We start from the raw sequence: 22,410 nt of genomic DNA on the forward strand, positions 1-22,410 counted from the left end.
CTCGGCGTTCTCGTCGGCTTCGGCGGCGTGGGGTGCCACGCGGGCGTCGCAGACCTCGCGCACGGCCGCGCGGATCGTCTCGTGGTCCTCGGGCAACTGGTAGACGTCGAAGTCGCTCATCGCTTTCCCCTCCAGGTGGTTCCCGCCCACATGTTACTGGCGCGTAGGGTACGCCTGTCATCCCCCGAGGACGACGCATGAGAAGGTGAAGCACCCCGATCCGGCCCCGTCCGACTGGAGATTTCCTCCGTGACGATCCCCTACCCGACCCAGTCGTCCGCCATGGCGTTCCCCGCCGTCGTTCCGCCCTCCGGAGCGCCGCGTCCCCGCCTGGCCTTCCTTGGTACTGGTTACTTGGGTGCCACGTATGCGATCTGTTTCGCTGAGCTTGGTTATGAGGTGTTGGGGTTCGACGTCGATGAGGCGAAGATCGCCAAGTTGGCTGGTGGTGAGGTGCCGTTCCATGAGGCGGGGCTGGATGAGTTGCTGCGGGGCAATCTGGCGTCGGGGCGGTTGCGGTTCACGACGTCGTACGAGCAGGTGGCTGACTTCGCCGATGTGCATTTCATCTGTGTGGGTACGCCGCAGCGGGCTGATGGTATGGGTGCTGATCTGACGTACGTGGAGACGTCGGTGTCGAATCTGGCCAGGCATCTGTCTCGGCGGGCGTTGATCGTGGGTAAGTCCACGGTGCCGGTGGGTACGGCGGAGTGGGTGGAGCAGTTGGTGGCCAAGCATGCTGACCCTGATCTGGGGGTGGAGGTGGCGTGGTCGCCGGAGTTCTTGCAGGAGGGTTTCGCGGTCGAGGATGTGTTGCGGCCGAACCGGATCGTGGTCGGGGTGAAGACCGATTGGGCTAACGGCATGTTGTATGCCGCGCACAAGGGTGTGTTCGATCTGGCCGCGACGGAGGACCGTGAGGTGCCGTTGGTGGTGACTGATTTCGCGACGGCGGAGTTGGTGAAGGTGGCGGCGAACGCGTTCCTGGCTACGAAGATCAGTTTCATCAACGCGATGGCCGAGGTGTGTGAGGTCGCCGGTGGTGATGTGACGCAGCTCTCCAAGGCGATCGGGTACGACCCGCGGATCGGGAACAGGTTCTTGCAGGCGGGTGTGGGTTTCGGTGGTGGGTGTCTGCCGAAGGACATTCGGGCGTTCCAGGCTCGTGCTCAGGAGTTGGGTGCGGGTGAGGCGTTGCGGTTCTTGCATGAGGTGGATCTGGTCAATCAGCGTCGTCGTACGCGGGTGATCCAGTTGGCGTCGGAGTTGCTGGGCCGGTTGCCGGGTCCGGCGGGTCCGGATCTGGCGGGTACGCGGATCGCCGTTCTGGGCGCGGCGTTCAAGCCGAATTCCGATGATGTACGCGATTCGCCGTCGCTGGCGATCGCGGCGACGCTGGCCAAGGCCGGTGCCGACGTGCACGTCTACGACCCGCAGGGGATGGCCAACGCCGAGCTGGCCCAGCCCAGGCTGCGTTACGAGGAGTCGATGACCGCCGCGGTGGCCGGGGCCGATCTGGTGTGTGTGCTCACCGAGTGGGCCGAGTTCCGCAACGCCGATCCGGTCACGCTCGGCGAAGTCGTGAACGCCAGGCGTGTCATCGACGGACGGAACTGTCTGGACGCTACGCTCTGGGCCCGGGCGGGCTGGGAGTATCGCGGAATGGGACGACCGAACCCGTCAGTTTGATGGGGTAAGCGCCAATTTCCATAGATCTCGACCGCCGTGAGCCTGTTCTAATGAGGTGTCGGACCGGCATGCTCAAATAAGTAGGACAGGCCCGGGGTCGAGGAGGGTGCCGTGGCGCAGGCGAATCAGCCCGACAGCTACGACGATGAGCTGTCCCGCATCGATGCCTCGATCGCGGACCTGAAGATCCAGGACATGGCGGCCGCGAAGACGCGGACCGAGATCGCCAGCAAGATCCAGGCGGCCCAGTTCCAGCGGGACATCCTCGCGCACGCGAACACGCAGAAGAAGGCCAAGGGCCCGAAGGCGCGACGGGCCCGCACGGCCGAACCGCCGCCCCCGCCGCCGGGCACGTCCCCGCCGCCCGGCGGAGCGCCGCCGAGGGACACGCCCCGGCGGGAAACGCCGCCGAGGAGCGCGAAGGGCCCCCAGCCGGCCGGGGCGCCGCCGTGGGCGGCCTCCGCCACCCCGGCCTCGGCCGGAGTCGCCACCGACGGCAACACGCTGCTGGTCGACGACCCGCCGCCGACGGAGAAGCCGCCACCGCCGCGCCGCCCCCCGGCCGGGCCGCCCGGCCACCAGCCGCACCAGCCGCACCCGCCGGAAGCGTCCTCCCAGTCGGTGCAGAACATCCTGCTGGTGCTGGGCGCGCTGCTGCTCGGCGTGGCCGCCGTGGTGTTCGCCACGGTCGCCGTCACCAACCCGGTCACCCGGGGCTTCGTGCTTCTCCTCTTCACGGCCATTGCCCTGGTCAGCGCGCCGTGGTTCGCCAAACGCGACCTGTCGTCGACGGCCGAGACGGTGTCCGCGGTCGGGCTCGTGCTGCTGCCCGTCTCGCTGTACGCCCTGCACGACAGCAGCCTCGGACTCAACGTCAGCGCCGCCGTCTACCTCGGCGTCACGTTCATGATCACCGCGGTGGCCGGCTTCGTGTACGCCGGCGTCACCCGGCTGAACGCGCCACGGTACGCCACCGTCATCGCCGTGCAGCCGGTTCCGCCGCTGCTCGCGTACCCGTGGATCGAAGGCCCGGCCGGCTGGGGCCTCGCGCTGGCCATCGTCGCCCTGCTCGACCTGCTGCTGCTCACCACCGTGATCCGCACCGGCCGGCTGGTCCCGCGCTGGCCGATCCGGCGACCCGCCCCGGGCGACCGCGAGGACCTGGCCGAGGCCGACGAGGCCCGCGCCGCCGCCGAGCGCGACTTCCTGGCCCAGGAAGAGGAACTGCGCGACCGGCCCGAGTCGCAGCCCGAGGAACCCGACCTGATCATCGACGGGCTGGCTCCGAAGCGGCGCTGGTGGCGGCCGACCCGGATCTTCCCCGGCCCCCGGCCGGTGGGCGCGCCCGCGGCCGGCACCGTCCCGCTCGAACCACCGGCCACCCCGCCGTCGGCCGACTGGCTCCGGGAACTGACGTTCGCGCTGCTCTGCGCGGCGGTCGCCGGTTCGCTGCTCTACGCCGGCGGCGCGCTGATCGGCGCCGACGCGGTCTCCCACGCCCTGCGGTCCGGCCTGCTCCTGGTGCTCGCGGCCGCGATCGCGGTGGCCGCCGCCTGGCTGCTCGACAACATCACCGCCCGCAACATCGCCGGCGCCGTGCTCACCCTGGCCGTGATCGGGGCCAGCGCCCGGATCGCCGCCGTCGCCGACCCCCGCTGGACCCTGCTGGTCGCCGCGGCCGCGGTCGCCTGCACCGGCGCCGTGGTCGGCAACATCCCGCTGGAGGTCCGCCGCGGCCCGCAACTGGCCTCGGCCGCCGCGCTCACCCTGATCGGCCTGCTCGTGGCCGTGGACGCGCTGCGGGCGGCACTCGCCCCGGTGCAGGCGGCCCGCCCGGTGTGGGACGCCGACACGGCCGCGTACGCCGGGCGCATCGCCGAGGCGGCCGGCCCGTCCGGCTGGCTGCTGGCCGTCAGCGCGCTGCTGCTCACCTTCGCCGCCGCCCTGGCCCTCCCGGCCGAGTACCGGTACGAGGGTGCCGTGGTCGGCGTGGCGCTGACCGCTCTGTCCGTACCCGCGTCGTTCGGTCTGCCCTGGTCGACCGCGCCCTGGCCGCTGGTCATCGCCGCGATCGGCATCGGGGCCTTCGGCATGCGGGCGCCCAGCCGGCGCGCCGCGTATTTCCACGTCGGCGCGGCCGGCGTGGTCGGTCTGTTCGGTGCGGGCGCCGCGCTCAGCGCCACCTGGCTGACCGCGGCCGTGCTGACCGCGATCGCCGGCGCCGGGGTGATGGTGGCGATCGCCGCCCGGCAGATCCCGGCCAAGATCTACAGCTGGGTGATCGGCGACTGGGCCTCCGGGGCGGCCGCGCTGGCCCTGCCCGGCGCCGCGGTCACCGCCGTGCTCGCCGTGGCCGACCCGGGCGGGGGACCGCCGGCCACCGAGGACGTCACAGTGCCCGCGCTGGCCATCGGCTTCCTGGCCGTCGCCGGCACGCTCACCTACGCCGCGGTGTTCCAGGTCGCCCGCCGCGAGATCAGCCTGCCGCTGACCGCCGGCGCCGGCCTCGGCGCGGTCGCGCTGGCCCTGGCCGCGCTGCTCGCCCCCGGCGCCACCGCCCCCGACATCTGGGTCGGCGCGCTCCTGCTGGCCTCGGCCGGCCTGCTGTTCTTTGCCAAGTCGCTGGACAACGGCCGCCGCGCCGACCGGATGCTCGACGGCCCCGACATCGCCGCCGCCGGTGCCACGGTCGCCATCTGTGGTGCGCTGGCCCGGGTTGCCGCGCTCGCCTTCCCCAACGCGCCCCTGGTGGTGGCCGCTCTGGTCGTGCTCGCGGTCGGTCTGGGGGTACGCGCGCTGCCCGACGACTGGCGGCGCGGCCCGGTCCGGGGTCTCGCCGTGGCCGGCCTGGTCGTCGGGCTGATCGCCGCCTGGTTGGCCCTCGGCGCCGGCCTGCGCATCCTGGCCGCGCCCGGCCCGCTGTGGGCGTCGGACGTCAGCGGCTACCCCGGCAACGTGCCCGACTCGGCCTGGCAGGCACCGATCGCGCTGCTGTTCATCGCCATCGCCGCCGCGGCCGCGCTGCCACCGCCGCACTCGTTCAACGTCGGTGCGATCTGCGCGGCGCTGGCCGCGGTGGGCGCGCCGGCCGCCTTCGGCCTGCCCTGGTGGTCACCCTTGCTGGTCGGCGGTGCGGTGACGCTGGGGTACGCGGTGGCCGCGGTCGCCGCCTGGGACCCCAGGGCTGCGTACGCCCGAACCGCCGTGGCCGTGGTCGTGGCCCTGCACTTCACCGCGGTCGGCCTGGTCCGGCCCTGGTCGACGGCGATGGCCATGCTGCTGATCGTCCTGACCGGTCTGCTCGTCGCGATCTTCGCCCGGGCCGGCGGTCCGGCGTTCGCCCCGGCCGAGGAGACCGACGCCGACGCCACCCTGCAGGCCCGCGACGACACCGGCATGCCCCGGCACCGCGGGCTGATCGGCGGCGCCGCCACCTTCGCCGTCCTGCTCGCGCTGCCCGGCGTGTTCGCCGCGCTGGCCGCCGGCGAGGGCCGCAACGCCCAGATCGTGCTCACCGCCGCGCTGGCCGCCTCGGCGCTCAGCCTGGCCGTGGTCTGCACCCTCGGCAAGTGGATCCCGCAGTACCTCCCGTGGGCCACGTTCGGCCTGGTCGCCGGGGCCACCGTCACCGCCGTGGCGTCGATCCCGTCGGACTACCCGACCGCGCTCTACGCCGCCGCGGCCGCCCTGCTCGGCGTGATCGCCGAGCTGCTCCGCGGCGCCACCCAGGCCCCCGGCCTGACCGTGGCCCCCGACCGCTACTGGGTGGAACGCCGCCGCTGGACCGAACTGCGCCCGAGCGGTCTGCGCGGCCGCTGGCTGGTCGACCCGGCCACCGGCGCGGTGATCGTGGCGATCGTGCCCACCCTGCTCGCCCTGGTCTCCCTCGGCCCGGCCCTGGCCGGCGCCCTCTTCGACCCGTTCCAGCAGCTCAGCGCCATCTGGCAGGGCCCGGTGGCCGAGCTCGTCAACCCCGGCGAACCAGCCGTCGACGGCACCAGCGTCCTCGCCGCCCTGCTGCTGACCGTGGCGGCGGCCCTGGCCGCCCTCGGCTTCGGCGGCAAGGCCTCCGAGTCGGTGCCGGTGATCCTGCCCGGCCTGGCCATCACGCTGCTCGTCGCCCCCGTCGGCCTGGACCTGGCCTGGCCCGCGTCGACCAGCGCGGCCCTGGTGGTGTTCACGGTGGCGATGCTCGGGCTGGCGCTCACCCCGCCGCCGATCGCCACCCGGGCGCCGCTGCTGCGCGCCACCCGCGTGGTCGTGTTCGCGATCGGGCTGATGGCCGGTGGGGCCGGGCTGGCCGGTGCCCTGGCGACCAAGCCGCTGACCCTGTTCACCCTGGGTGCGGCGGTCGGCGTCGGGCTGGTGGCGGCGCTGGCCGGGCGTACCGCGCACGCCCGCATCCTCGGCTGGCTGTTCACCGTGTCGATGGGCCAGGGCTTCGTGCTGACCGGGGCGTCGGCGGCCGGTCTGGACCGCACCTGGGCCGCGTTCGGCGTGCTGGCCGTCGGGGCCGGCCTGCTCATGCTCGAGGCCAGCATGCCCCGGCTGGGCCTGCCGCAGTACCGGCGCGAGGCGGTCACGGTCGAGTGGTCCGGCTACGCGTCGGCCGTCCTGGCCGGCCTGCTCGCCTTCGACTCACCCGAGCACCTGGCCGCATTGTTCGCCGCCTGGGGCGCCGTCATGGGCCTGACCGCCACCCGCCCCGACCGCACGGCCCGCCAGCGCCGCAACCTGTTCTGGCTGGCGGTGGCGTTCGAGGTGGTCGGCTGGTGGCTGTTCATGACCTTGTCGGATGTGGCGCTGCCCGAGGCGTACACGCTGCCGTTCGCGGCCCTGGCCCTGGCCGTCGGCATCATCGAGGCCCGCAATCGTCCCGAGCTGAGCAGCTGGGCCGCCTACGGCCCGGCCTTGCTGGCCGCCTTCGTCCCCACGGTCGGCATCGTCCTGACCACCGACGGCGGAGCGCTGCGCGAGGTCCTGCTCCTGTGCGGCGCGGTCGGCACGCTGATCGTCGGCGCCCAGCTCAAGCAGCAGGCCCCAGTCGTGGTCGGTGCCGCCGTCACGGTCATCGCGGCCATCCACTTCGCGATGACCCTGGTCGGCCCGTGGCTGGTCCTGGTCCCGCTAGGCGCTGTCCTCCTGGTCCTGGGCGCGACCAACGAGTCCCGCCGCCGCACCCAGGAACGCGTCCGCGGCGCCCTGACCCGCATGCGCTGAGCGGTATGATGCTGGGCATGAGCGCAGAGATCGTGGGCCGAAACATGCCTGCCTTCGTCACGCTCGACGACCTGGCGGAGATGATCGATGCTGATCAGCACGGCCACCGCTATGAGACGAGCCCTGAGGGAGTCCTGACCGTAGTGCCCCCGCCCGACAGCGACCACGCGCTGATCGCCACCTATCTAATGGTGTGGCTGGCATCTGGACTACCGAAGGATCGGATCCTGCAGGTCGCGGGCGTCCAGATCAAGGGCTCGAAGGGAGTCGGGGGACGCATTCCCGACCTCACGGTGTGGAGTCGTAGGCAGGCGAGAGCGGTCTACCTGCCGACGGACGATCTGCAACTCGTCATCGAGATCGTCTCGACCGGGTCGGAGGGAGTCGACCTCCTGACCAAGGTCAACGAATACGCTGCGGCCGGCATCCCGATGTACTGGACGGTGGCCCGGGACGACGACCAGACCGTCACCATGTATGTGCCCGGCAGCGGTCAGACCTACCGGGTGGCCGCGACGATGCCTCTCGAATGGCTTCTGAACACCAAGCCACAGGACTACATCGCGGCGTAACCGACGGCCGTGGCCCGGCCCGGAGTCAGGGGACCAGGGTCACGAAGCTGAGGCCGGTGGTGTGCTCGGCCAGGTCGAGGGCGGCGGCCGGGTCGTCCAGGCCGACGGTCAGCGGGTCGAGGGCGGAGAGGTCGAGCAGACCGGAACGGATCAGGTTCCAGACGGTGGTCACGGTCTCGGTGTCGCTCATCCAGGAGCCGCGGACGGTGAGACGGCGGTGCATCAGGTCGGCGTACGGGATGGTGAGATTTTGTCGTACGCCGCCGACCAGGACGAGCGTGCCGCGCCCCCGCAGGCTGTCGTAGGCGGCCATTGTCACGTCGGCCGTCGGGGTGGCGCCGAGGGCGTCGAGGACCACGTCGACCGGGCCGATGCCCGCCGCGTCGGCCGGCCGGTCGCCGGTCAGCCGGTGGGTGCGTACCCGGGGGCCCAGCTCGGCCAGCCGGTCCAGCGACGACGTGCTGCGGCCGACCGCCGTCACCGTCGCCGCGCCCTCGGCCAGCGCCGTCAGCACCGCCGCGCCGCCGAGCTGGCCGGTCGCGCCGATGATGGCGACGTCGCGGCCGGCCAGGGGGCCAGCCGCGTGCAGGCCGGCGGCGGCGATGCCCAGCCACGGCAGGAACGACAGCCGGGCCGGGTCGGGGTGGTCCTCGGCGCCGGGCAGTCTGACCAGCGTCTCCTTGGCGCAGAGGGCCCGCTCGGCGAAGACGCCGTCGTGCCAGACCGTACGCATGCGGTCGGTTCGTTCGCTGCCCGCGCCGGAACCGCCCAGGCCCACCCAACCGACCAGGATCTCGTCGCCGCCGCCGGCGTCGAGCAGGGCCGTGTCCAGGACGATGTCGCCGGGCGCGAGGTGGAACACGTCGGGCGTCACGGCGACCACCCGGCCGATGCAGGACGGTCCGAGGACCAGTGGCAGGGGCAGGCCGCCGCGGTTTCCGCTCACCACCGCTTTCGTGTACGCCGGGAGATGCGCGGCCAGCACCTCCACGACCACCCCACCGCCCCGGAGCGCCGGTGGGGGAACGTCGCTGAGGCGTACGCCGTCGTCGGGTGAGGCAACAGTCCAAGCTCGCATGACCCCAGCCTGGCCGCCGGTTAACCTGGTATCCAGAGCCGCCTTATGCTGGTATTGGAGGTTCCAGGGTGAGCACCGAGCTGGGTTCGTTCCTTCGTAGCCGCCGCGAGCGGGTGACCCCGGCCGCCGCCGGTCTGCCGGTCACCGGGCGCCGCCGCACCCCGGGCCTGCGCCGCGAGGAACTGGCCCTGCTGGCCGGCATCAGCGCCACCTGGCTCACCTACCTCGAACAGGGCCGCGACGTGCGCCCGTCCGCCCAGGTGCTCGGCGCGCTGGCCCGGGCGCTGCGGCTGACCGGGGCCGAGCAGGAGCATCTGCGCCGCCTGGCCGGTGGGGGGACGGCGCCGGGGCCGGAGGCCGCCGAGGAGGCGGTTCCCGAGGTGGCGGGCGTGCCGGCTCTGCTGGGCGACAACCCGGCCTACGTCACCGGTCTCCACTACGACGTCCTGGCCGCCAACGACGCCGCGGCCGAGCTGTTCGGTGGCATCGCCCGGGGCGGCAACCTGGTGCGCTGGATGTTCACCGAGCCGGCGGCCCGCGAGATCCTGGTCGACTGGGAACAGGAGGCGCGCGGCCTCCTGGCCCGGCTGCGGGCGATCGCCGGCCGGCATCCCGGCCACCGGGGCGTGACCCGCCTGGTGACCGAGCTGACCGCGGCCAGCCCGGAGGTGCGCGAGTGGTGGCCGCGGTACGACATCCAGTTCAGCCAGGCCGGCCACAAGCGGTTCCGGCATCCCCGGCTCGGTGTGATCACCGTGGCCCACGCCGCGTTCCACGTCGCCGACCGGCCCGAGCAGACCCTGGTCGTCTACCACCTGCCTACATCGTGAGGACGAGCTTGGCCCGCAGGTGACCGGCCTCCAGGCGGCGGTGGGAGGCCGCTCCCGGATTCGTGCCGCCTCGGGTCGGAACCGGCGGAGGCGCGCCCGCACGTCGATAGCGTCCGATCTCATGATCAGAGTTCGACGCGTACTCCTGGCCGGTGTCACAGTCCTCGCCGCCGCGGCCACCTACGCCGTGGCGGTGTCCACAGCCGACGGTGCCACGACCGCCGCGGCGCCGGTGACGCCCCGGCTGGTGTGCGATCTCGCGAACCGGCAGACCGACCTCGAGAAGTTCACTTGCGAGACGAAGAAGGCGGCGCGGGTCGAGGGGGGCAAGCCGGTCGGTGTCGCCGACGTCAACCGGGCGTACGACGACCTGGGCGATTTCCGCGACTTCATGAGCCGGTACGTGGGGCGGGACTCGGTCGACGGCCGGGGCATGCCGCTGCGGGCCGTCGTCCGCGCCTGCGACCAACTCGGCTGCCCGCAGATGTACTGGGACGGCCGGCAGCTCGTCGCCGGCGAGGACTTCGTGCTGGCCGACGACCTGGCCGGGCACGAGCTGACCCACGGGGTCAACCAGTTCACCGCGAACTTCTACTACGGCTACCAGTCGGGGGCGATCGACGAGTCGATGGCCGACGTCTTCGGCGAGTTCGTGGACCAGACGTACAAGACGCCGGGCACCAAGGACGGACCGGCCTACGACTGGCTGATCGGTGAGGACACCGCCGAATGGGCTCCGGTGCGCAGCATGAAGGACCCGACCAAGGCGGCGGGTACGGACGGCTACCGCTCGCCCGACCGGATGCGCTCGCCGCTCTACTTCGTGCCGGCCTACGAGACCGGAACCGGCGAGCCCGAGGACAGTGGCGGCGTGCACTACAACAGCGGCGTCGGCAACAAGGCGGCGTACCTGATCACCGCCTCCGGTGCGAAGACGTTCAACGGCCAGACGGTCACCGGGATCGGCATCGCGAAGGCGGCCAAGCTCTATTACCGGGTCCTCGGGCTGCTGCCGTCCGCGGCCACGTACACCGATCTCGCCGACGCCCTGACCACCGCCTGCACGCAGCTGGCGACGGCCGGGACCGGCGGCTTCACCACCACCGACTGCACCCAGGTGAGCCGGGCGATCACCGCGACCGAGATGCGGCTGGCGCCGGCCCAGGCCGGTGCGGCGCTGACCAAGCCGGCGCCGATCTGCGGTGCGGGCGAGGTACGCACGGCCGTGGACGGCGACGGCTTCGAGCAGGCGGCCCGGGCCCGGTGGACGCTGACCGGCGCCTGGCACTACCCGCCGGCCAACGGGCACGCCCACGGCGACGTGAAGTTCCACGCCAACGCCCGCGAGGGCAAGCAGGCGCTGCAGTCCTACATTCCGTACACCGCGAGCACCAGCACCGTACGCAAGTCGACCGCGACCTGGAACTCGACGGTCAAGGTGCCCACCGGCGCCACCACCTACCTGCGCTTCCAGCACGACCGGGCGATGCAGACCGAGGACGGCAAGCACCTCGGCGCCGGCTACGTCGAGTACCGCGCCGACGGCGGCGCCTGGACCGACGCGAGCAAGCTGTTCACCGACAACGGCTACACCGGCAACCTGAACGCGGCCAGTGGCTACGGCACGGCCAAGGGTTTCACCGGCAACACCCACGGCTACACGGCCAGCCGGCTCAACCTGACCCCGCTGGCCGGCCACCAGGTCCAGTTCCGTTTCGTCTCGGTCATCGACAAGGAGCTGCGCCTGTCGACGTGGTGGATCGACGACGTCCGTGCCTACACCTGCGGTCCGGCCGCCGGATACTGACCGGATGGAGCCGGGACCAACCGTAGAGGTGAGCGAGCAGGGCGGTGAGGAAATGACCCGGTTCCTCGGACATGGGCCCCGGACCGACACGTACCGCGGGACGTCGCCGAGAGTGACCATCCGGGTGAGGTCGACCGCTTGACTCTCCACCGGCTGGAACATTGAGGATCCCTTCCATGGACGACGATGACGGCCTGCTGACCATCGGGCAGCTCGCGCGCCGCACCGGACTGCCCGTGCGTACCCTGCGCTTCTGGTCGGACGAGGGAGCGGTCCCGCCGGCCGGGCGGTCGGCGAGCGGCTACCGGCTCTACGACGCCGCCGGGGTGGCCCGCGTCGAGCTCGTGCGTACGTTGCGGGAGCTGGGCCTCGGGCTCGACGACGTGAGCCGGGTGCTCGACGGCGGGGCCACGGTGGCCGAGGTGGCCGAGGCGCATGTGGCCGCGCTCGACGCGCGGATCCGGTTCCTGAAGGTCAGCCGGGCCGTGTTGTCCACCGTGTCGAAACGTGGATCCACCGCTGAGGAGACAGCCCTGATGAACCGGTTGGCGCGGCTTTCGGCCGCGGAGCGTACGCAGATCATCGAAGATTTCAAGGCCGAGGTGTTCGGGGACCTCGACCGGGGGCGCGAGTTGCGCATCGACCTGCCCGACGACCCCACGCCCGAGCAGGTGGACGCCTGGATCGAGCTGGCCGAGCTGTTGCAGGACCCGGATTTCCGCGCCCGCATGCGTGTCTTTCTGCGGCTGAACACTCCGGTGCCCGGCCGGCCCCAGCCGCCGGGTGCGCGGATCTGGTGGGCGCGCCAGGTCGTCGAGATCGTGGCCGGGGCCCGGCGCGACGGCATGCGCCCGGACGGGCCCGATGCCGCCGCGCTGGTGGCCGACATGTTCCGCGCTGACGACCCGGCCGCCGTACTGGCCAGCCTGGAAGCGGGTATCGAAGCCGGCGCCGACCGGTACCGCCGGCTGGTGGCCGCCGTCCGCGGGCAGCGCAGCGCCCCCGACGCCAGCGCCGAACTGCGGTGGCTGGTGACCGCTCTGCGCCTCGCGCACCCGAGCTGACCTGGCAGGGTGGTGGGGTGGAACGAAACTCCGCCCTGCGCGACTTCCTGCGGGCGCGACGGGCGCAGGTGAGCCCGGCCGAGGCCGGGCTCCGGGCCGGGGACGCGCGCCGGGTGCCGGGCCTGCGCCGGGAAGAGGTGGCCGCGCTGGCCGGGGTCAGCGTCGACTACTACATGCGCCTGGAGCAGGGCCGCAACATCTCACCCTCGGACGGGGTCCTCGACGCGCTGGCCCGGGCGCTGCGGCTCTCCCCGACGCAGCGGTCGCAGCTGTACCTGCTGGTCCGGGGCCGCCGGACCGGCCCGCCGGCGGCCCCGGCGGCCGGGCCCCCGGATGTCGAGGGGCTGCTGCGGGCGATCGCGGTGCCGGCGATCGTGGTCGGGCGGGGCACCCGGGTGCTCGGATCGAACGCCCTGCACCAGGCGTTGACCACCGACTTCCGGGCCCGGCCGCCCGCACACCGCTTCTACGCCCACTGGCTTTTCGCCGACCCGGCCGCCGCGGCGGTCATGGTCGGCTGGGAGCAGTCGGCCCGGGAGACCGTGGGCGTGGTGCGCGCGGCGGCCACCCGGTTCCCGGACGACGACGTGCTCGCCCGGCTGGTCGACGAGCTCTACCGCACCGGCCCGGATTTCCGGAAGCTGTGGGACGAACACGACGTCGCCGCCCCCTCGTCCGGCATCAAGACCTACCGGCTGCCGGTGCTGGGGGAGCTGTCCTTCCAGCACGTGGCGACCCAGCTCTCGGACGAGGTCTGGATGCATCTCTACTGGGCCGAGGACGCCTTGCGTCACCTCCGGACGTCGGTGAACGCGGCGGTGTGATCGGTCGCCCACTGCCGGAACGTTCGCGGTGGCCGGCCGAGGATGTCCGACACCGTGGCGGTGATGTACGCCGGGTGTCCCATCGTGGCGGCCCAGGCGGCCAGGAGCATGTCCGCGGCCGGGTTTCCCGCCGTCTGGCGCCGGAAGTCGCCGGGAGCCAGTTCCTCGAAGGCGATCCGGCGGCCGAGGACCTGACCGATGATGCTCACCTGCTCGGCCTGACTGAGTGCCTCGGGGCCGGTCAGGACGTAGTCACCGCCGGCGTGCCCGTCATCGAGCAGGGTCCGCGCGACGACCGCGGCCACATCTCGATCGTCGACCGGTGCCGTCTCGGCCGCGCCGTACGGCCACCGGACCACCCCGCCGCCCCGGATCGTGTCGGCCCACCAGAGCAGGGCGTTCGAAGCGAACAGGCCGGGCCGGACGGTCGTGGCGGCCACTCCGGACGCCGTGATCAGCCGCTCGATCTCGGCGTGCAGCGCGGCCATCGGGTTCGGTTGCCGGAAGAACGGATGCGGGGTTCGGTGCGGTGCGGACAGGTGGACGACCCGGCGGGTGTGGGCGGCCAGCCGCTCGACGACGGCCGCCGCGGTGTCCGGCGGCGCGGTCCAGACCAGGAAGACGGTACGGACACCGCGCAGCGCGGCGTCGAGCGATTCCGGCGCGGTGAGATCACCGACGACGCTTTCCGCGCCGGCCGGCAGCGTCGCCGCTGATTCGGTGCTCCGGACCAGGGCACGGACCGGCGCGCCGGCCTCGGTGAGCAGGTCGGTGACGGCCCGTCCGATCCGGCCGGTCGCTCCGGTGACCAGCACAGGGGTGTGTTCCATGCCGCCATTCAAACCGTTACCCGGTTAAAAAAGCAACCCGGTAACGAATGTTACCGTGGCGAGGTGACCGAACCGGTCGGGCTGCGGGCTCGCAAGAAGGCAAGGACCCGGGACGCCATCGCCGACGTGGCGATCACGATGTTCCTGGCGCGGGGGTTCGATCAGGTGGCGGTCTCCGACATCGCCGCGGCGGCCGAGGTGTCCAAGCCGACCCTGTTCCGCTACTTCGCGGCCAAGGAAGACCTGGTCCTGCACCGCTTCGCCGACCACAGCGGCGAGGCCGCACGGGTGGTACGCGACCGCGGGCCCGGGGTCGCGCCGGTGGTCGCGCTGCACCGGCACTTCCAGGCCGGCCTCGACCGTTTCGAGCCGGTCACCGGCCTCAACGACCACCCCGAGGTGGTGGCGTTCCACCGACTCGTGTTCGGTACGCCCAGCCTGGCCGGACGGCTGACGCGGTACCAGCTCGACGACGAGGCGGTCCTGGCCGCCGCCCTCGGTTCCGGCATCGCCGCGCGGCTACGGGCGGCGCAGGTGATCGCCGTGCACCGCGTCCTGGCCCGGGCCAACTGGCAGCGGATCGCCGACGGCCGGACCGCCCGGGACGTGCACCCGGAAGCGGTCGCCGACGCGGATCAGGCCTTCGCTCAACTGCGCGACGGCATCGGAGACTCTTAGCTAGTCGATACCGAAGTCGGCGTTGAGCATGCGGGCGGTCAGCTCACCTCGGCTGTGTACGCCGACCTTCGCGAAGATCGCCTTCAGGTGGTCCTGCACGGTGGCGGTCGTGATGTGCAGGAGGCCGGCGATCGTGCGCGACGGCTTTCCACTCAGGACATGCGCGAGGACGTCGCATTCCCGCCGGGTCAGTCCGTACGCGAGCGCCATGACGTCGGTCACCTCGGAAGCCGGCGCGGGATAGACGAGCACGGCGAGGTGCGCCGGATATTCCCCGCCGGTCAGCGGCGACGCCTGCACGGCGAGCCAGCGCCCGGAAGCGCCGCGAACCCGGCCGTACGCGGGTAGTGCCGTGTGACTGCTTCGGGCCGCGACGTCCAGGACCGCGATCGGCAGCCCCTGCGTGCGATCCAATTCCGCCAGCCACCTCTGCGCCGCCGGGTTCGCGGTGACGAGCGTGAGATCCCGCCCGAGGACGAGCACGCCCGACTCACCGAACAGGCCCGCGTTGGCGGCGGCCGAGCGATGGGCGGCGCCGCGCAGCACCCCGCCGACTGTGGCCGAGAGCCGCCGGAGCAACTCGACATCGGCCCCGGAGAAGTCCTGTCGCCGGCCGCTGCGATACAGCGAGACGTTGCCCCAGCACCGGCCGCCGACGACGAATGCCGCGCGTAGCTCGTGACGGGCGTCGATCAGCGGCAGCAGGGCACGGTAGCGGTGACTTCGCGTCGGCTCTCCGCCGGTGGCCGCGCTCAGCACGCCGGCGCTGACCTTGCCGCCGGCGAGCTCGGCGAACTTCAACACGTCGTCGACCAGGTACTCGTTGTGCGCGGCGGCGGGGGCAGTGTCCGCCGGGATGCCATCGGTCACATGGTCGGTCACAAGCAACGTCACCGGATCGATGGTGCCGAAACAGAAGGCGTCGGCGGTCAGCCGACGGGCCAGCCGCGAGCCGATCCGAGTGCACAACTCGCGAGAGGTGAGGGGCAGGTCGCGCAGGGCGGCGACGTCGTGCACGATCTCGCGGTCGAGCGTCGGTTCCATCACCCGTCCGACGATATCTCCCAGAAACAGGGGAGAGCCATCCCGATGATCGCCTCATAGCCTGGTCAAACGGCTCGGCGGGAAACCGCCCGAGAGATCCGGAGGAAGCCCATGCTCGGTGTGGCCGTCGTCGCCACAAACGTCGGAACAGGCTCGGCTGCTGGGTGCCCGGGTGATCGGCACCTGCGGCAGGGACAATTTCGACCTGGTCCGGCGGTTCGGTGGAGAGCCGGTGGAATACGGCGAGGGCCTTGCCGAGCGGGTTCAGGCGATGGCGCCGGACGGCATTCAGGTGGCCCTGGACTGCGCTGGGACCGATGAGGCCCTGGACGCTTCGTTCGCCCTGGTGCGGAATCGCCGGCGGATCATGACGTGCTGTGCCTATCCGCGGGCGTTCGACGAGGACATGGAGTTCACCATCGGCACCTGGCCGGCGGCGGCGGAACGCGCGGCGCGTGCCGACATCATCGAGCTGGCCGCTGCCGGCAAGCTGGAGGTGCCAGTCGCCGGGACGCATCCCCTGTCAGAGGCCGGAAGCCTTCTCGACTTCCTGAGCCGGCGTCACCCGGGCGGTGGAAAGCATGCCCTGACTCCCTGACCTTCCCGCCTCGAAGCTGTGCTGGGTCAACCGGCCGGGGAACGGTCGCTGACCGCGCCGCGTCGCAGGGAACGGGCGAGCCGGTCGAGGTTTTCCCGGTCCCGTGACCGATCGGAGAAGTCGAGGGCTTTGCGGCTTCCCGCGTAGCCGGTCAGCTCGACGTTCTCGAGGAGCACGGGAACGAAGAGACGACCGCCGGAATGGACTCGGTTCATGATCGCCGCGAAGTCGTCGACCATTGCCCGCTGCGACATCGTGCTCCGGGTGTAGAGCAGTACGCCGTTGGCCGACCGGGTCAGGGCGTCCTGCTTCGCTTCCATCTCGATCAGGCCGGCGTCCAGCCATTCGGCCAGGAAGACCTTCAGGCCGCGGGCTTCCAGTCCGTGGGCCAGATCAGTGGCGCGGCCGGCGTCCTCGGGGGCGTACGCGATGAAGGCGTCGTAGGGGGCGCCGGCGGGCAGCGGCGGGCCGGCGGCCGGGCCGGGAACCGCGCGGCGCCGTCGCTTCACCTGCAGGTAGGCGAACCAGGCGCTGGCCAGCCCGGCGAGCACGCCGACGACCTCGACGACGAACTCGGTGGGATTCCCGTTCACGGCGGCACCGTAGCCGGATCACCCAAACGAGGAATGTGTGTCATGCCGGGGGCTCCGCCACCGGTTCGTCCGGCGGCCCGGCCGGATTCTGTACCTCGGCGTCGGCGATCAACGGGACGGCCGGGTCGCCGTCGGAGGCCGAGTACTTCTCGAGCATGGTCCGGATCATCTCCTGCGTGTGCGCCATGGGCATCGCGGACAGCAGCTGGTCGGCGGTGTCGCCGCCGATGAACTGGGGAACCTTGATGTCGCCCATCCGCTCGACGATGCGTTCGAGGGCGACCTGGTACGGACCCAGCAACTCGATCTGCCGGCGCAGGACCACCACTTCCTCCTCACCTCGCAGTTCGATCCCCACGCGGTCGATCGCGGCCTGCAGCTCCCGGCTGCTCTTCTTCGCCGTGAGCAGCTCACGCTCCCTGATCGCGAGGCGAATCTCCATGTCCTGACCGGCCAGGGCCTGCCGGAGTGTGTCGAGCTGGCTGTCTTCCGGGGTGAAGCTCTCCAGAATGGTCTCGCCCGCGACCACGCCCCAGCCTTCCAGCGCGTTGACCACTTTGTCCTGCAACTGGGCCCGCAGCACGCCGAACTTGATGATGAATTCCATGACCTGGTATTTGCCGACGATCTCGTTGAAGTACCCGGAGACGGTCGCGCCCAGGACCCGGCCGACGAACCGCTGGACCGGCTCCCGCCGGGCCTGACTCGGATCGGTGGCGTCGCCCTGCCCAAACCGCCGCACGAGCCGTGGCGCCGCGACCGGTGGAATGGTGAGGGTCTGTGCGACCTCCAGGGCGATCCGGTAGCCCTGGATGTTGACCACGATCCGTTCGAGGCCGGCGTCGAAGTTGTCCGGTTTGTCGGACGTGCGACTGGTCCATTCCAGCGTCAGTTCCCGGGTCGGGATCTGTACCACCCGCGCGAACCAAGGATTGATCGTGTAGCTGCCCACTTCCAGCGTTTCCGCCTGAACTCCGCTGTGCCCACCGCGGCCCAGGAACACCCAGGGCAACTGGAAACGCTCGTGACCCTCAACCACATGGCCCAGTTCGTCGAGCTCCGGGCCGGGTTGCCGGCCGATCCTGGTGATCACCACCCCGGTGTTACCGGCGATCACCTGTACGTCGTGCAGATCGTCCGCCGACAGGTGATGCCGCGCCAGCAGGTCCGGCGTGTCGACGGTGATGACCTGGAAGAGCTCGGGATTGATGTTGTAGCGGGCGCCGCCCGGCAGATAACCCAGCTGCCGCCCCTGTTCGCCGCCGTTGCGCAGGAACGCCGTACCGTCCTGAAAGTTGTTGGTGTCCTTGATGTACTGACACAGCGCGCGGCCCGGCGGTTTCGCCCGGCCGGCCAGTGCGTTCACCAGACCGATGGTGCCGTCCGGGACATAGGTCTGCGGACGGTAGGCGACCCGGTAGCGGGTGGGATCGAGCACGCGCATCGTGTTCGGCGCGAGCACAGGTGCCTGGACGCCGCGCGAGCCGAACATCTTGATGTCGAACACGTCCCGCTTGTCGCTGCCGTACCGGCTCGACACCACTCCGACCATGCCGGGCGGCACCTTGGCGAGTCCGGGAATCAAGCTACCGGGCATTGTTGTGATCTCCCTCGGTCTGATCCTGCAGCCGGCTGTGCACGGCGATGACGGTGTTCTGCCAGCGGTCGTACCAGGCCCGCTGGGTTTCGGTCTGTGGGTTCCGCAGCGTGGGGAAGAACCCTTCGGGTAACGCCGCGCGGGCCACGAAACGCTCGTAGCGCGGGGCCGGCTGCCGCGCCGACGCGGTTCTCCATCCGTACGCCACGAACGCGTCGAGCAGGCCGTGTCCCCGATCGCCGGCCAGGCGGTGCAGACGCCGCTGGCGGCCGAACCCGTGCGCCCCGCCGGTGGCCTCGGCCCAGGCGAGGTCGATGTCGGCCAGCAGCGACAACGGCAGCCGTGCGGAGTCGTCCGGCTCCAGCCACCCCGTGTCCAGGCGTCCGGCCGCGTTGAGCAGAAGCGTCGTCGTCCAGACGTCCGCGTGGGCCAGTTCGCCCTCGGCCAGCAGGCAGCGAAGCCGGTCCAGAGGCTCCGGCGCGCCCGGCGCCGTCGGCACGCGCGCCGGTCCGGCCGGAGCGCGACTGTGCGACGCGGGGGCGCCGGCCCGTTCGCCGCGGTGCAGGCGGCGCAGCAGGCGCAGTTCGTTGCCGCCCGGCAGGGCCGCGCCGCGCGCGTCGAAATACCAGCTGCTGGCCAGCAGGAAGTTCGGGTCGCCGCGCAGCAGCACCGGGAAGAACTCGCAGCCGTGCCGGAAACCCTCCAGGATCTCTCGCTCCACGTCCGGGGATTCCTCGGCCGCGGGCGACATCACCACGAGCATGGCCAGGGAGGTCCGGATCCGCTGCCGGATCTCGTGCAGGTACGGGCTGCCCCACTCCAGCGCCGCGATCGACCAGGCCGGTAGCCCGTCCCGGGTCAACCAGCCGACGAGCCGCTCGCCGTAGGCCGTGTCGGGCGCGGCGTAGGTGACGACGAACGCCGGGTCCGGGTCCGGGCCGGCGGGGCGGATCGTCCGCCGCACGTTGGCCGCCACGTCCTGGTGCGGCACGGCGCCGGTGGACCGGTGCAGGGACGCGGCCAGGAGGTCGGCCTTGGCGGCTCGTTCGGCCGGCGACAATCCACGGAAGTCGGCCCACAGATGGCTTCCGGCCAGCGGGGGCAGGCGCGTCGCCGAGGTTCCGTGCAGCACCGGCAGAAACCGCATCCCGCGCTGGTGCGCCTGTTCCAGAAGCACCGCGTACTCGGAGCGGAAGGCCGGATCGTCGACCGCGGCGTCGGAGATGACCAGAACCGCGGCATCGGCGGTACCCATGGCCTCGTCCAGCCAATGAACCGTCACCTGTCCGGGCAGGACGTCACGCGCCCGGAGAAACGTGGAAATTCCGGAGCGCTCGAGGGCGCCGGCGAATTCTGCGGCCCATCGGGCGTCGTCACCGGTATGCGAGACGAAGACCTTCACCACTGGCGAATCCTAACGTCGGCAGTCACTCGAATGAATTAGCCGGAATGGTCTTTCCCGGTGGCCGCTGCGGACAAATTCCGGCCGGAAGATCAGCCGCTGACCGGCAAGAATGGGAACGGGCGACCGCGATTTGCTTACGTCATCGGGCTGAGCTGCGCATTCTCCGGGATCTCGGCAGAATGCGAGAACAGATCGGATAGATGTCTGGTTTCCGTGAAGATTACTATCGCCGCGATGAACGATGTCGGGGGAAATGACATGCGGTATTCGTACCCGGTGACGGCCGAGATCGAGATTTCGGGCCGGCCGCCGTTCGGTGCTGTCCTGCGGCATCGTCCCGGCACGGTGCTGGTCGGCGAGTCGGGCGGCGCGTTCGGGCTCGTCCCGGCCGGCCGCGCACCCCGGCACGTGACCGCGGTCGCCGAGGTGTCGCTGCGAGTGCAGACCGTCGTCGTGACGCGTCCACTGCCGCTGAGCCCGGACCACGTGGTCGTCTTCGCGTTCGGCTGCCGGGTGAACGACCCGGTGCTGCTCCTGCGGTTCGGCTGCTGGGACGTCGAACCGGTACTGGCCCGCTATCTGCGCGAGGACCCCGTTCTCGACGGGCTGCTGGAGTCGGCCGGCCCGGCGCCCGGCGGGCGGGCCTGGAAAGAGGTCGCCGCTCACGCGCGCAGACGTGATCGGTTCCAGCCGCCGTTCGTCCCCGGGATGACCTGCAACCTGTCCTTCGTCGAGTTGGATCACCGGCCGCGCGCCGAACCGGAGCCGGCCGAGCCCGAACCCGCCAAAACCCCGCAAGACTACATATGGGACGAGTAATGGTGAAGACAGCGAAACGACCCGTGCGGGGGCAGTTTCTGCGGCGCCTGGCCGGAGTTCAGGAGCCCGTGCTCGACCTCGTTCCCGGCGAACGCGCACGCTGCACCTCGCTGGGCGGGGTGGTGCTGACCACGGCCACCCTGGCCGCGGTGTCGATGCTGGTCGCGCTGAGTACGGTGTTCGGCTCCTACGCCCACCCGGTGGTGATCCTACTCGCGGCCGGCTGGGGCCTGGCCGTTCTCAACCTCGACCGGTGGCTGGTGTCGGCCGTGGTCACCTCCGGCGGCCTGACCCGCCTCCTGCGGTTCCTTCCGCGTCTCGCCCTGGCGGTGATGTTCGGTTTCCTCATCGCCGAGCCGCTGCTGCTCGGTGTCTTCAACTCGGCTGTCGAGTCCGAGGTGCGCAATGGCTGGGCCCAGGAACGACAGACCTATGAGGACGACCTCGTACGGTGTAATCCGGACGGCGGCCCGGCCGCACGACCGGCCGGTTGTCCCGCCGGCCGCAGCCTCAGCCTCAGTGGAAGCCCGGCCGCGACCCGGACACTGCTGACCGGCCTCAGCGGCAAGGCCGACGCCCTCGAACGCAAGATCGTCCCCCGGCAACGCGAGTACGGAAGGCTGAAGAAAGAGGCCGCCGACAATTGCGCGGGCGTCGGTTCGGCCGCGTACGGCTACGGCACAGTCTGCCGGCAGCTGAACGACCGGGCCGAGAAGTATCGAGCCGTCAACCGGCTCGACGCCAACCAGCACCAGCTCGACGAACTGCGCGCCCGGGTCGAAGCCCTGCTCGAGAAGGAAGGGGCGGAACGCGCCGGGTATGCGGAGAAGCGTGACAAGCGCATCCACGAACTGGTCGGACAGATGGAGCAGAATCAGCGCGTCGTCGGCCTCGCGGAGCGGCTGAGGGCGATGTCGGACCTGGTCGGGAGGAATTCGTACGTCCACACCGTGCAGTGGGCGCTGCGGATCTTCTTCGTGGCCATGGACGCGCTGCCGGTGCTGGTGAAATGGATCGGTGGGGTCACCGCGTACGACCGCGTGGCCGGCGCCCGGCTCGCCCGCCAGGAACACGACCAGCGGCTGGCCGAGGGCACGATCTCGCACCAGGCCGCCATGACCGCCTCGACCGAGCGGTACCAGATCGACCTCGAGGCGGCGGCCCGGCGCGAATGGGCCGGGCGGGCGTACGAGCGATCCCACGACCCGGCCGACCGAACCGCACCGACGCGTCCCTGGGCCGTGGTCTCACCTCCGCCGGCCGGCGATGAGCCGCCCAGAACCACCACGGGTCGCCGTGACGCGCCGACGGACGGCTTCAGGAGTCCGACGGCAGCGGCTGGGTGAGCTCGATGACCGTGCCGACGTTGTCACGGACGAAGGCGATGCGCCGGCCGATGCGGTCGATCGTCATCGGGCCGGCGAAGATCGGGACCTCGCGCCGCTTCAGCTCGCTCACGGTGGCGTCGAGGTCGGTGACGGCCAGGCAGAAGTGGTGCAGCCGCTCGGTGTCGTGACTGGCGGGCAGGCTCTCGGCCAGGGGCGCCGGGTGGGGCCGGGCGCCGGCCGAGATCAGCTCGATCGTGCTGTCGCCGTTGCCGATGAAGGTGAAGTTCGAGCCGGCCGCCTCGAACCGGTCCAGGACGACGAAGTCGAGGGTGTGCCGGTACCAGGCGATCGTAGCCTCCAGGTGCTCGGCGGCGAGCGTGATGCCGACATGGTCATGGGTGAAACGAAGATCCATGTCACCAGTGGAGCCGCGA

19 protein-coding genes are annotated in these 22,410 nt (G+C 71.4%); 11 read left to right on the forward strand and 8 right to left on the reverse strand.

All coding sequences use genetic code 11. The features are described 5' to 3' along the window. Nucleotides 1-120 (reverse strand): acyl-CoA dehydrogenase family protein (locus ACGFIO_RS43535; RefSeq protein ID WP_392837035.1); only part of this gene is annotated, 120 nt, incomplete at its 3' end. 129 nt (nt 121-249) lie between these two features. On the opposite strand from ACGFIO_RS43535, the gene ACGFIO_RS43540 reads away from it, so the two are divergent. The 3 genes from ACGFIO_RS43540 (at nt 250) to ACGFIO_RS43550 (ending at nt 7,481) form a co-directional block, all read left to right on the forward strand. Then, on the forward strand, nt 250-1,689 hold the full coding sequence (locus tag ACGFIO_RS43540; protein ID WP_392836976.1) for a UDP-glucose dehydrogenase family protein: 1,440 nt from the start codon (nt 250-252) through the stop codon (nt 1,687-1,689). Between the two features lie 111 nt (nt 1,690-1,800). Further along, the gene (locus tag ACGFIO_RS43545; protein WP_392836978.1) at nt 1,801-6,909 is read left to right on the forward strand and encodes an SCO7613 C-terminal domain-containing membrane protein; all 5,109 of its coding nucleotides are present in this window, start codon (nt 1,801-1,803) and stop codon (nt 6,907-6,909) included. Nucleotides 6,910-6,926: 17 nt separating this feature from the next. After that, nucleotides 6,927-7,481 carry a Uma2 family endonuclease gene (locus ACGFIO_RS43550; RefSeq protein ID WP_392836980.1) on the forward strand — a complete coding sequence of 185 codons (555 nt, stop codon included), beginning with the start codon at nt 6,927-6,929 and terminating at the stop codon, nt 7,479-7,481. A 25-nt stretch (nt 7,482-7,506) separates the two neighbouring features. Here ACGFIO_RS43550 and ACGFIO_RS43555 read toward each other — a convergent pair whose 3' ends face one another. Beyond that, on the reverse strand, nt 7,507-8,559 hold the full coding sequence (locus ACGFIO_RS43555) for a zinc-binding dehydrogenase (protein ID WP_392836983.1): 1,053 nt from the start codon (nt 8,557-8,559) through the stop codon (nt 7,507-7,509). Between the two features lie 68 nt (nt 8,560-8,627). Here ACGFIO_RS43555 and ACGFIO_RS43560 point away from each other — a divergent pair, with 68 nt between their 5' ends. The 4 genes from ACGFIO_RS43560 (at nt 8,628) to ACGFIO_RS43575 (ending at nt 13,084) form a co-directional block, all read left to right on the forward strand. Further along, nucleotides 8,628-9,389: a helix-turn-helix transcriptional regulator gene (locus tag ACGFIO_RS43560; protein ID WP_392836985.1), complete on the forward strand. Its 762-nt coding sequence runs from the start codon at nt 8,628-8,630 to the stop codon at nt 9,387-9,389. Nucleotides 9,390-9,510: 121 nt separating this feature from the next. Further along, the gene (locus ACGFIO_RS43565) at nt 9,511-11,196 is read left to right on the forward strand and encodes a M4 family metallopeptidase (RefSeq protein WP_392836987.1); all 1,686 of its coding nucleotides are present in this window, start codon (nt 9,511-9,513) and stop codon (nt 11,194-11,196) included. A gap of 176 nt (nt 11,197-11,372) precedes the next feature. Then, on the forward strand, nt 11,373-12,260 hold the full coding sequence (locus ACGFIO_RS43570) for a MerR family transcriptional regulator (protein WP_392836988.1): 888 nt from the start codon (nt 11,373-11,375) through the stop codon (nt 12,258-12,260). 17 nt (nt 12,261-12,277) lie between these two features. Further along, the gene (locus ACGFIO_RS43575; RefSeq protein ID WP_392836991.1) at nt 12,278-13,084 is read left to right on the forward strand and encodes a helix-turn-helix domain-containing protein; all 807 of its coding nucleotides are present in this window, start codon (nt 12,278-12,280) and stop codon (nt 13,082-13,084) included. On the opposite strand, the gene ACGFIO_RS43580 is transcribed toward ACGFIO_RS43575, so the two are convergent. Continuing rightward, nucleotides 13,051-13,914 (reverse strand): NmrA family NAD(P)-binding protein, encoded by an 864-nt coding sequence (locus ACGFIO_RS43580; RefSeq protein WP_392836992.1) that lies wholly within the window; start codon nt 13,912-13,914, stop codon nt 13,051-13,053. The genes ACGFIO_RS43575 and ACGFIO_RS43580 overlap by 34 nt on opposite strands. A 63-nt stretch (nt 13,915-13,977) precedes the next feature. Here ACGFIO_RS43580 and ACGFIO_RS43585 point away from each other — a divergent pair, with 63 nt between their 5' ends. Continuing rightward, nucleotides 13,978-14,592, forward strand: a complete 615-nt coding sequence (locus tag ACGFIO_RS43585) for a TetR family transcriptional regulator (RefSeq protein ID WP_392836994.1) — start codon at nt 13,978-13,980, stop codon at nt 14,590-14,592. On the opposite strand, the gene ACGFIO_RS43590 is transcribed toward ACGFIO_RS43585, so the two are convergent. Then, complete coding sequence (locus ACGFIO_RS43590; protein ID WP_392837038.1) at nt 14,593-15,636, reverse strand: LuxR C-terminal-related transcriptional regulator; 1,044 nt, start codon at nt 15,634-15,636, stop codon at nt 14,593-14,595. It lies immediately after the preceding gene. A gap of 118 nt (nt 15,637-15,754) precedes the next feature. Between ACGFIO_RS43590 and ACGFIO_RS43595 the strand changes: the two genes are divergently transcribed. Continuing rightward, nucleotides 15,755-16,234, forward strand: a complete 480-nt coding sequence (locus ACGFIO_RS43595) for a zinc-binding dehydrogenase (RefSeq protein WP_392836997.1) — start codon at nt 15,755-15,757, stop codon at nt 16,232-16,234. A 26-nt stretch (nt 16,235-16,260) separates the two neighbouring features. Here ACGFIO_RS43595 and ACGFIO_RS43600 read toward each other — a convergent pair whose 3' ends face one another. The 3 genes from ACGFIO_RS43600 to ACGFIO_RS43610 are packed head-to-tail and all read right to left on the reverse strand — an operon-like array spanning nt 16,261 to nt 19,829. Beyond that, nucleotides 16,261-16,827, reverse strand: a complete 567-nt coding sequence (locus ACGFIO_RS43600) for a toll/interleukin-1 receptor domain-containing protein (RefSeq protein WP_392836999.1) — start codon at nt 16,825-16,827, stop codon at nt 16,261-16,263. A 40-nt stretch (nt 16,828-16,867) separates the two neighbouring features. Continuing rightward, complete coding sequence (locus tag ACGFIO_RS43605; protein WP_392837001.1) at nt 16,868-18,424, reverse strand: SPFH domain-containing protein; 1,557 nt, start codon at nt 18,422-18,424, stop codon at nt 16,868-16,870. Beyond that, nucleotides 18,414-19,829, reverse strand: coding sequence for a TIR domain-containing protein (locus tag ACGFIO_RS43610; RefSeq protein WP_392837003.1), 1,416 nt, complete (start codon nt 19,827-19,829; stop codon nt 18,414-18,416). Before ACGFIO_RS43610 ends, ACGFIO_RS43605 begins: the two co-directional genes overlap by 11 nt. A gap of 234 nt (nt 19,830-20,063) precedes the next feature. On the opposite strand from ACGFIO_RS43610, the gene ACGFIO_RS43615 reads away from it, so the two are divergent. Continuing rightward, on the forward strand, nt 20,064-20,648 hold the full coding sequence (locus ACGFIO_RS43615) for a hypothetical protein (RefSeq protein WP_392837006.1): 585 nt from the start codon (nt 20,064-20,066) through the stop codon (nt 20,646-20,648). Nucleotides 20,649-20,671: 23 nt separating this feature from the next. Then, nucleotides 20,672-21,994 (forward strand): DUF4407 domain-containing protein, encoded by a 1,323-nt coding sequence (locus ACGFIO_RS43620; protein ID WP_392837007.1) that lies wholly within the window; start codon nt 20,672-20,674, stop codon nt 21,992-21,994. Here ACGFIO_RS43620 and ACGFIO_RS43625 read toward each other — a convergent pair. Continuing rightward, the gene (locus tag ACGFIO_RS43625; protein ID WP_392837010.1) at nt 21,966-22,391 is read right to left on the reverse strand and encodes a VOC family protein; all 426 of its coding nucleotides are present in this window, start codon (nt 22,389-22,391) and stop codon (nt 21,966-21,968) included. The two genes, ACGFIO_RS43620 and ACGFIO_RS43625, sit on opposite strands and share 29 nt — an antisense overlap. Between the last annotated feature and the right edge of the window lie 19 nt (nt 22,392-22,410).

The sequence above is a fragment of the Actinoplanes sp. NPDC049265 genome (assembly GCF_043197135.1).
Taxonomy (GTDB): Bacteria; Actinomycetota; Actinomycetes; order Mycobacteriales; family Micromonosporaceae; genus Actinoplanes.

Coding starts and splice junctions, on each gene's coding strand:
- ACGFIO_RS43550 (WP_392836980.1), top strand. CDS start 6,927: ATGAGCGCAGAGATCGTGGGCCGAAACATGCCTGCCTTCGTCACGCTC.
- ACGFIO_RS43555 (WP_392836983.1), bottom strand. CDS start 8,559: ATGCGAGCTTGGACTGTTGCCTCACCCGACGACGGCGTACGCCTCAGC.
- ACGFIO_RS43565 (WP_392836987.1), top strand. CDS start 9,511: ATGATCAGAGTTCGACGCGTACTCCTGGCCGGTGTCACAGTCCTCGCC.
- ACGFIO_RS43570 (WP_392836988.1), top strand. CDS start 11,373: ATGGACGACGATGACGGCCTGCTGACCATCGGGCAGCTCGCGCGCCGC.
- ACGFIO_RS43580 (WP_392836992.1), bottom strand. CDS start 13,914: ATGGAACACACCCCTGTGCTGGTCACCGGAGCGACCGGCCGGATCGGA.
- ACGFIO_RS43590 (WP_392837038.1), bottom strand. CDS start 15,636: ATGGAACCGACGCTCGACCGCGAGATCGTGCACGACGTCGCCGCCCTG.
- ACGFIO_RS43605 (WP_392837001.1), bottom strand. CDS start 18,424: ATGCCCGGTAGCTTGATTCCCGGACTCGCCAAGGTGCCGCCCGGCATG.
- ACGFIO_RS43615 (WP_392837006.1), top strand. CDS start 20,064: ATGAACGATGTCGGGGGAAATGACATGCGGTATTCGTACCCGGTGACG.
- ACGFIO_RS43625 (WP_392837010.1), bottom strand. CDS start 22,391: ATGGATCTTCGTTTCACCCATGACCATGTCGGCATCACGCTCGCCGCC.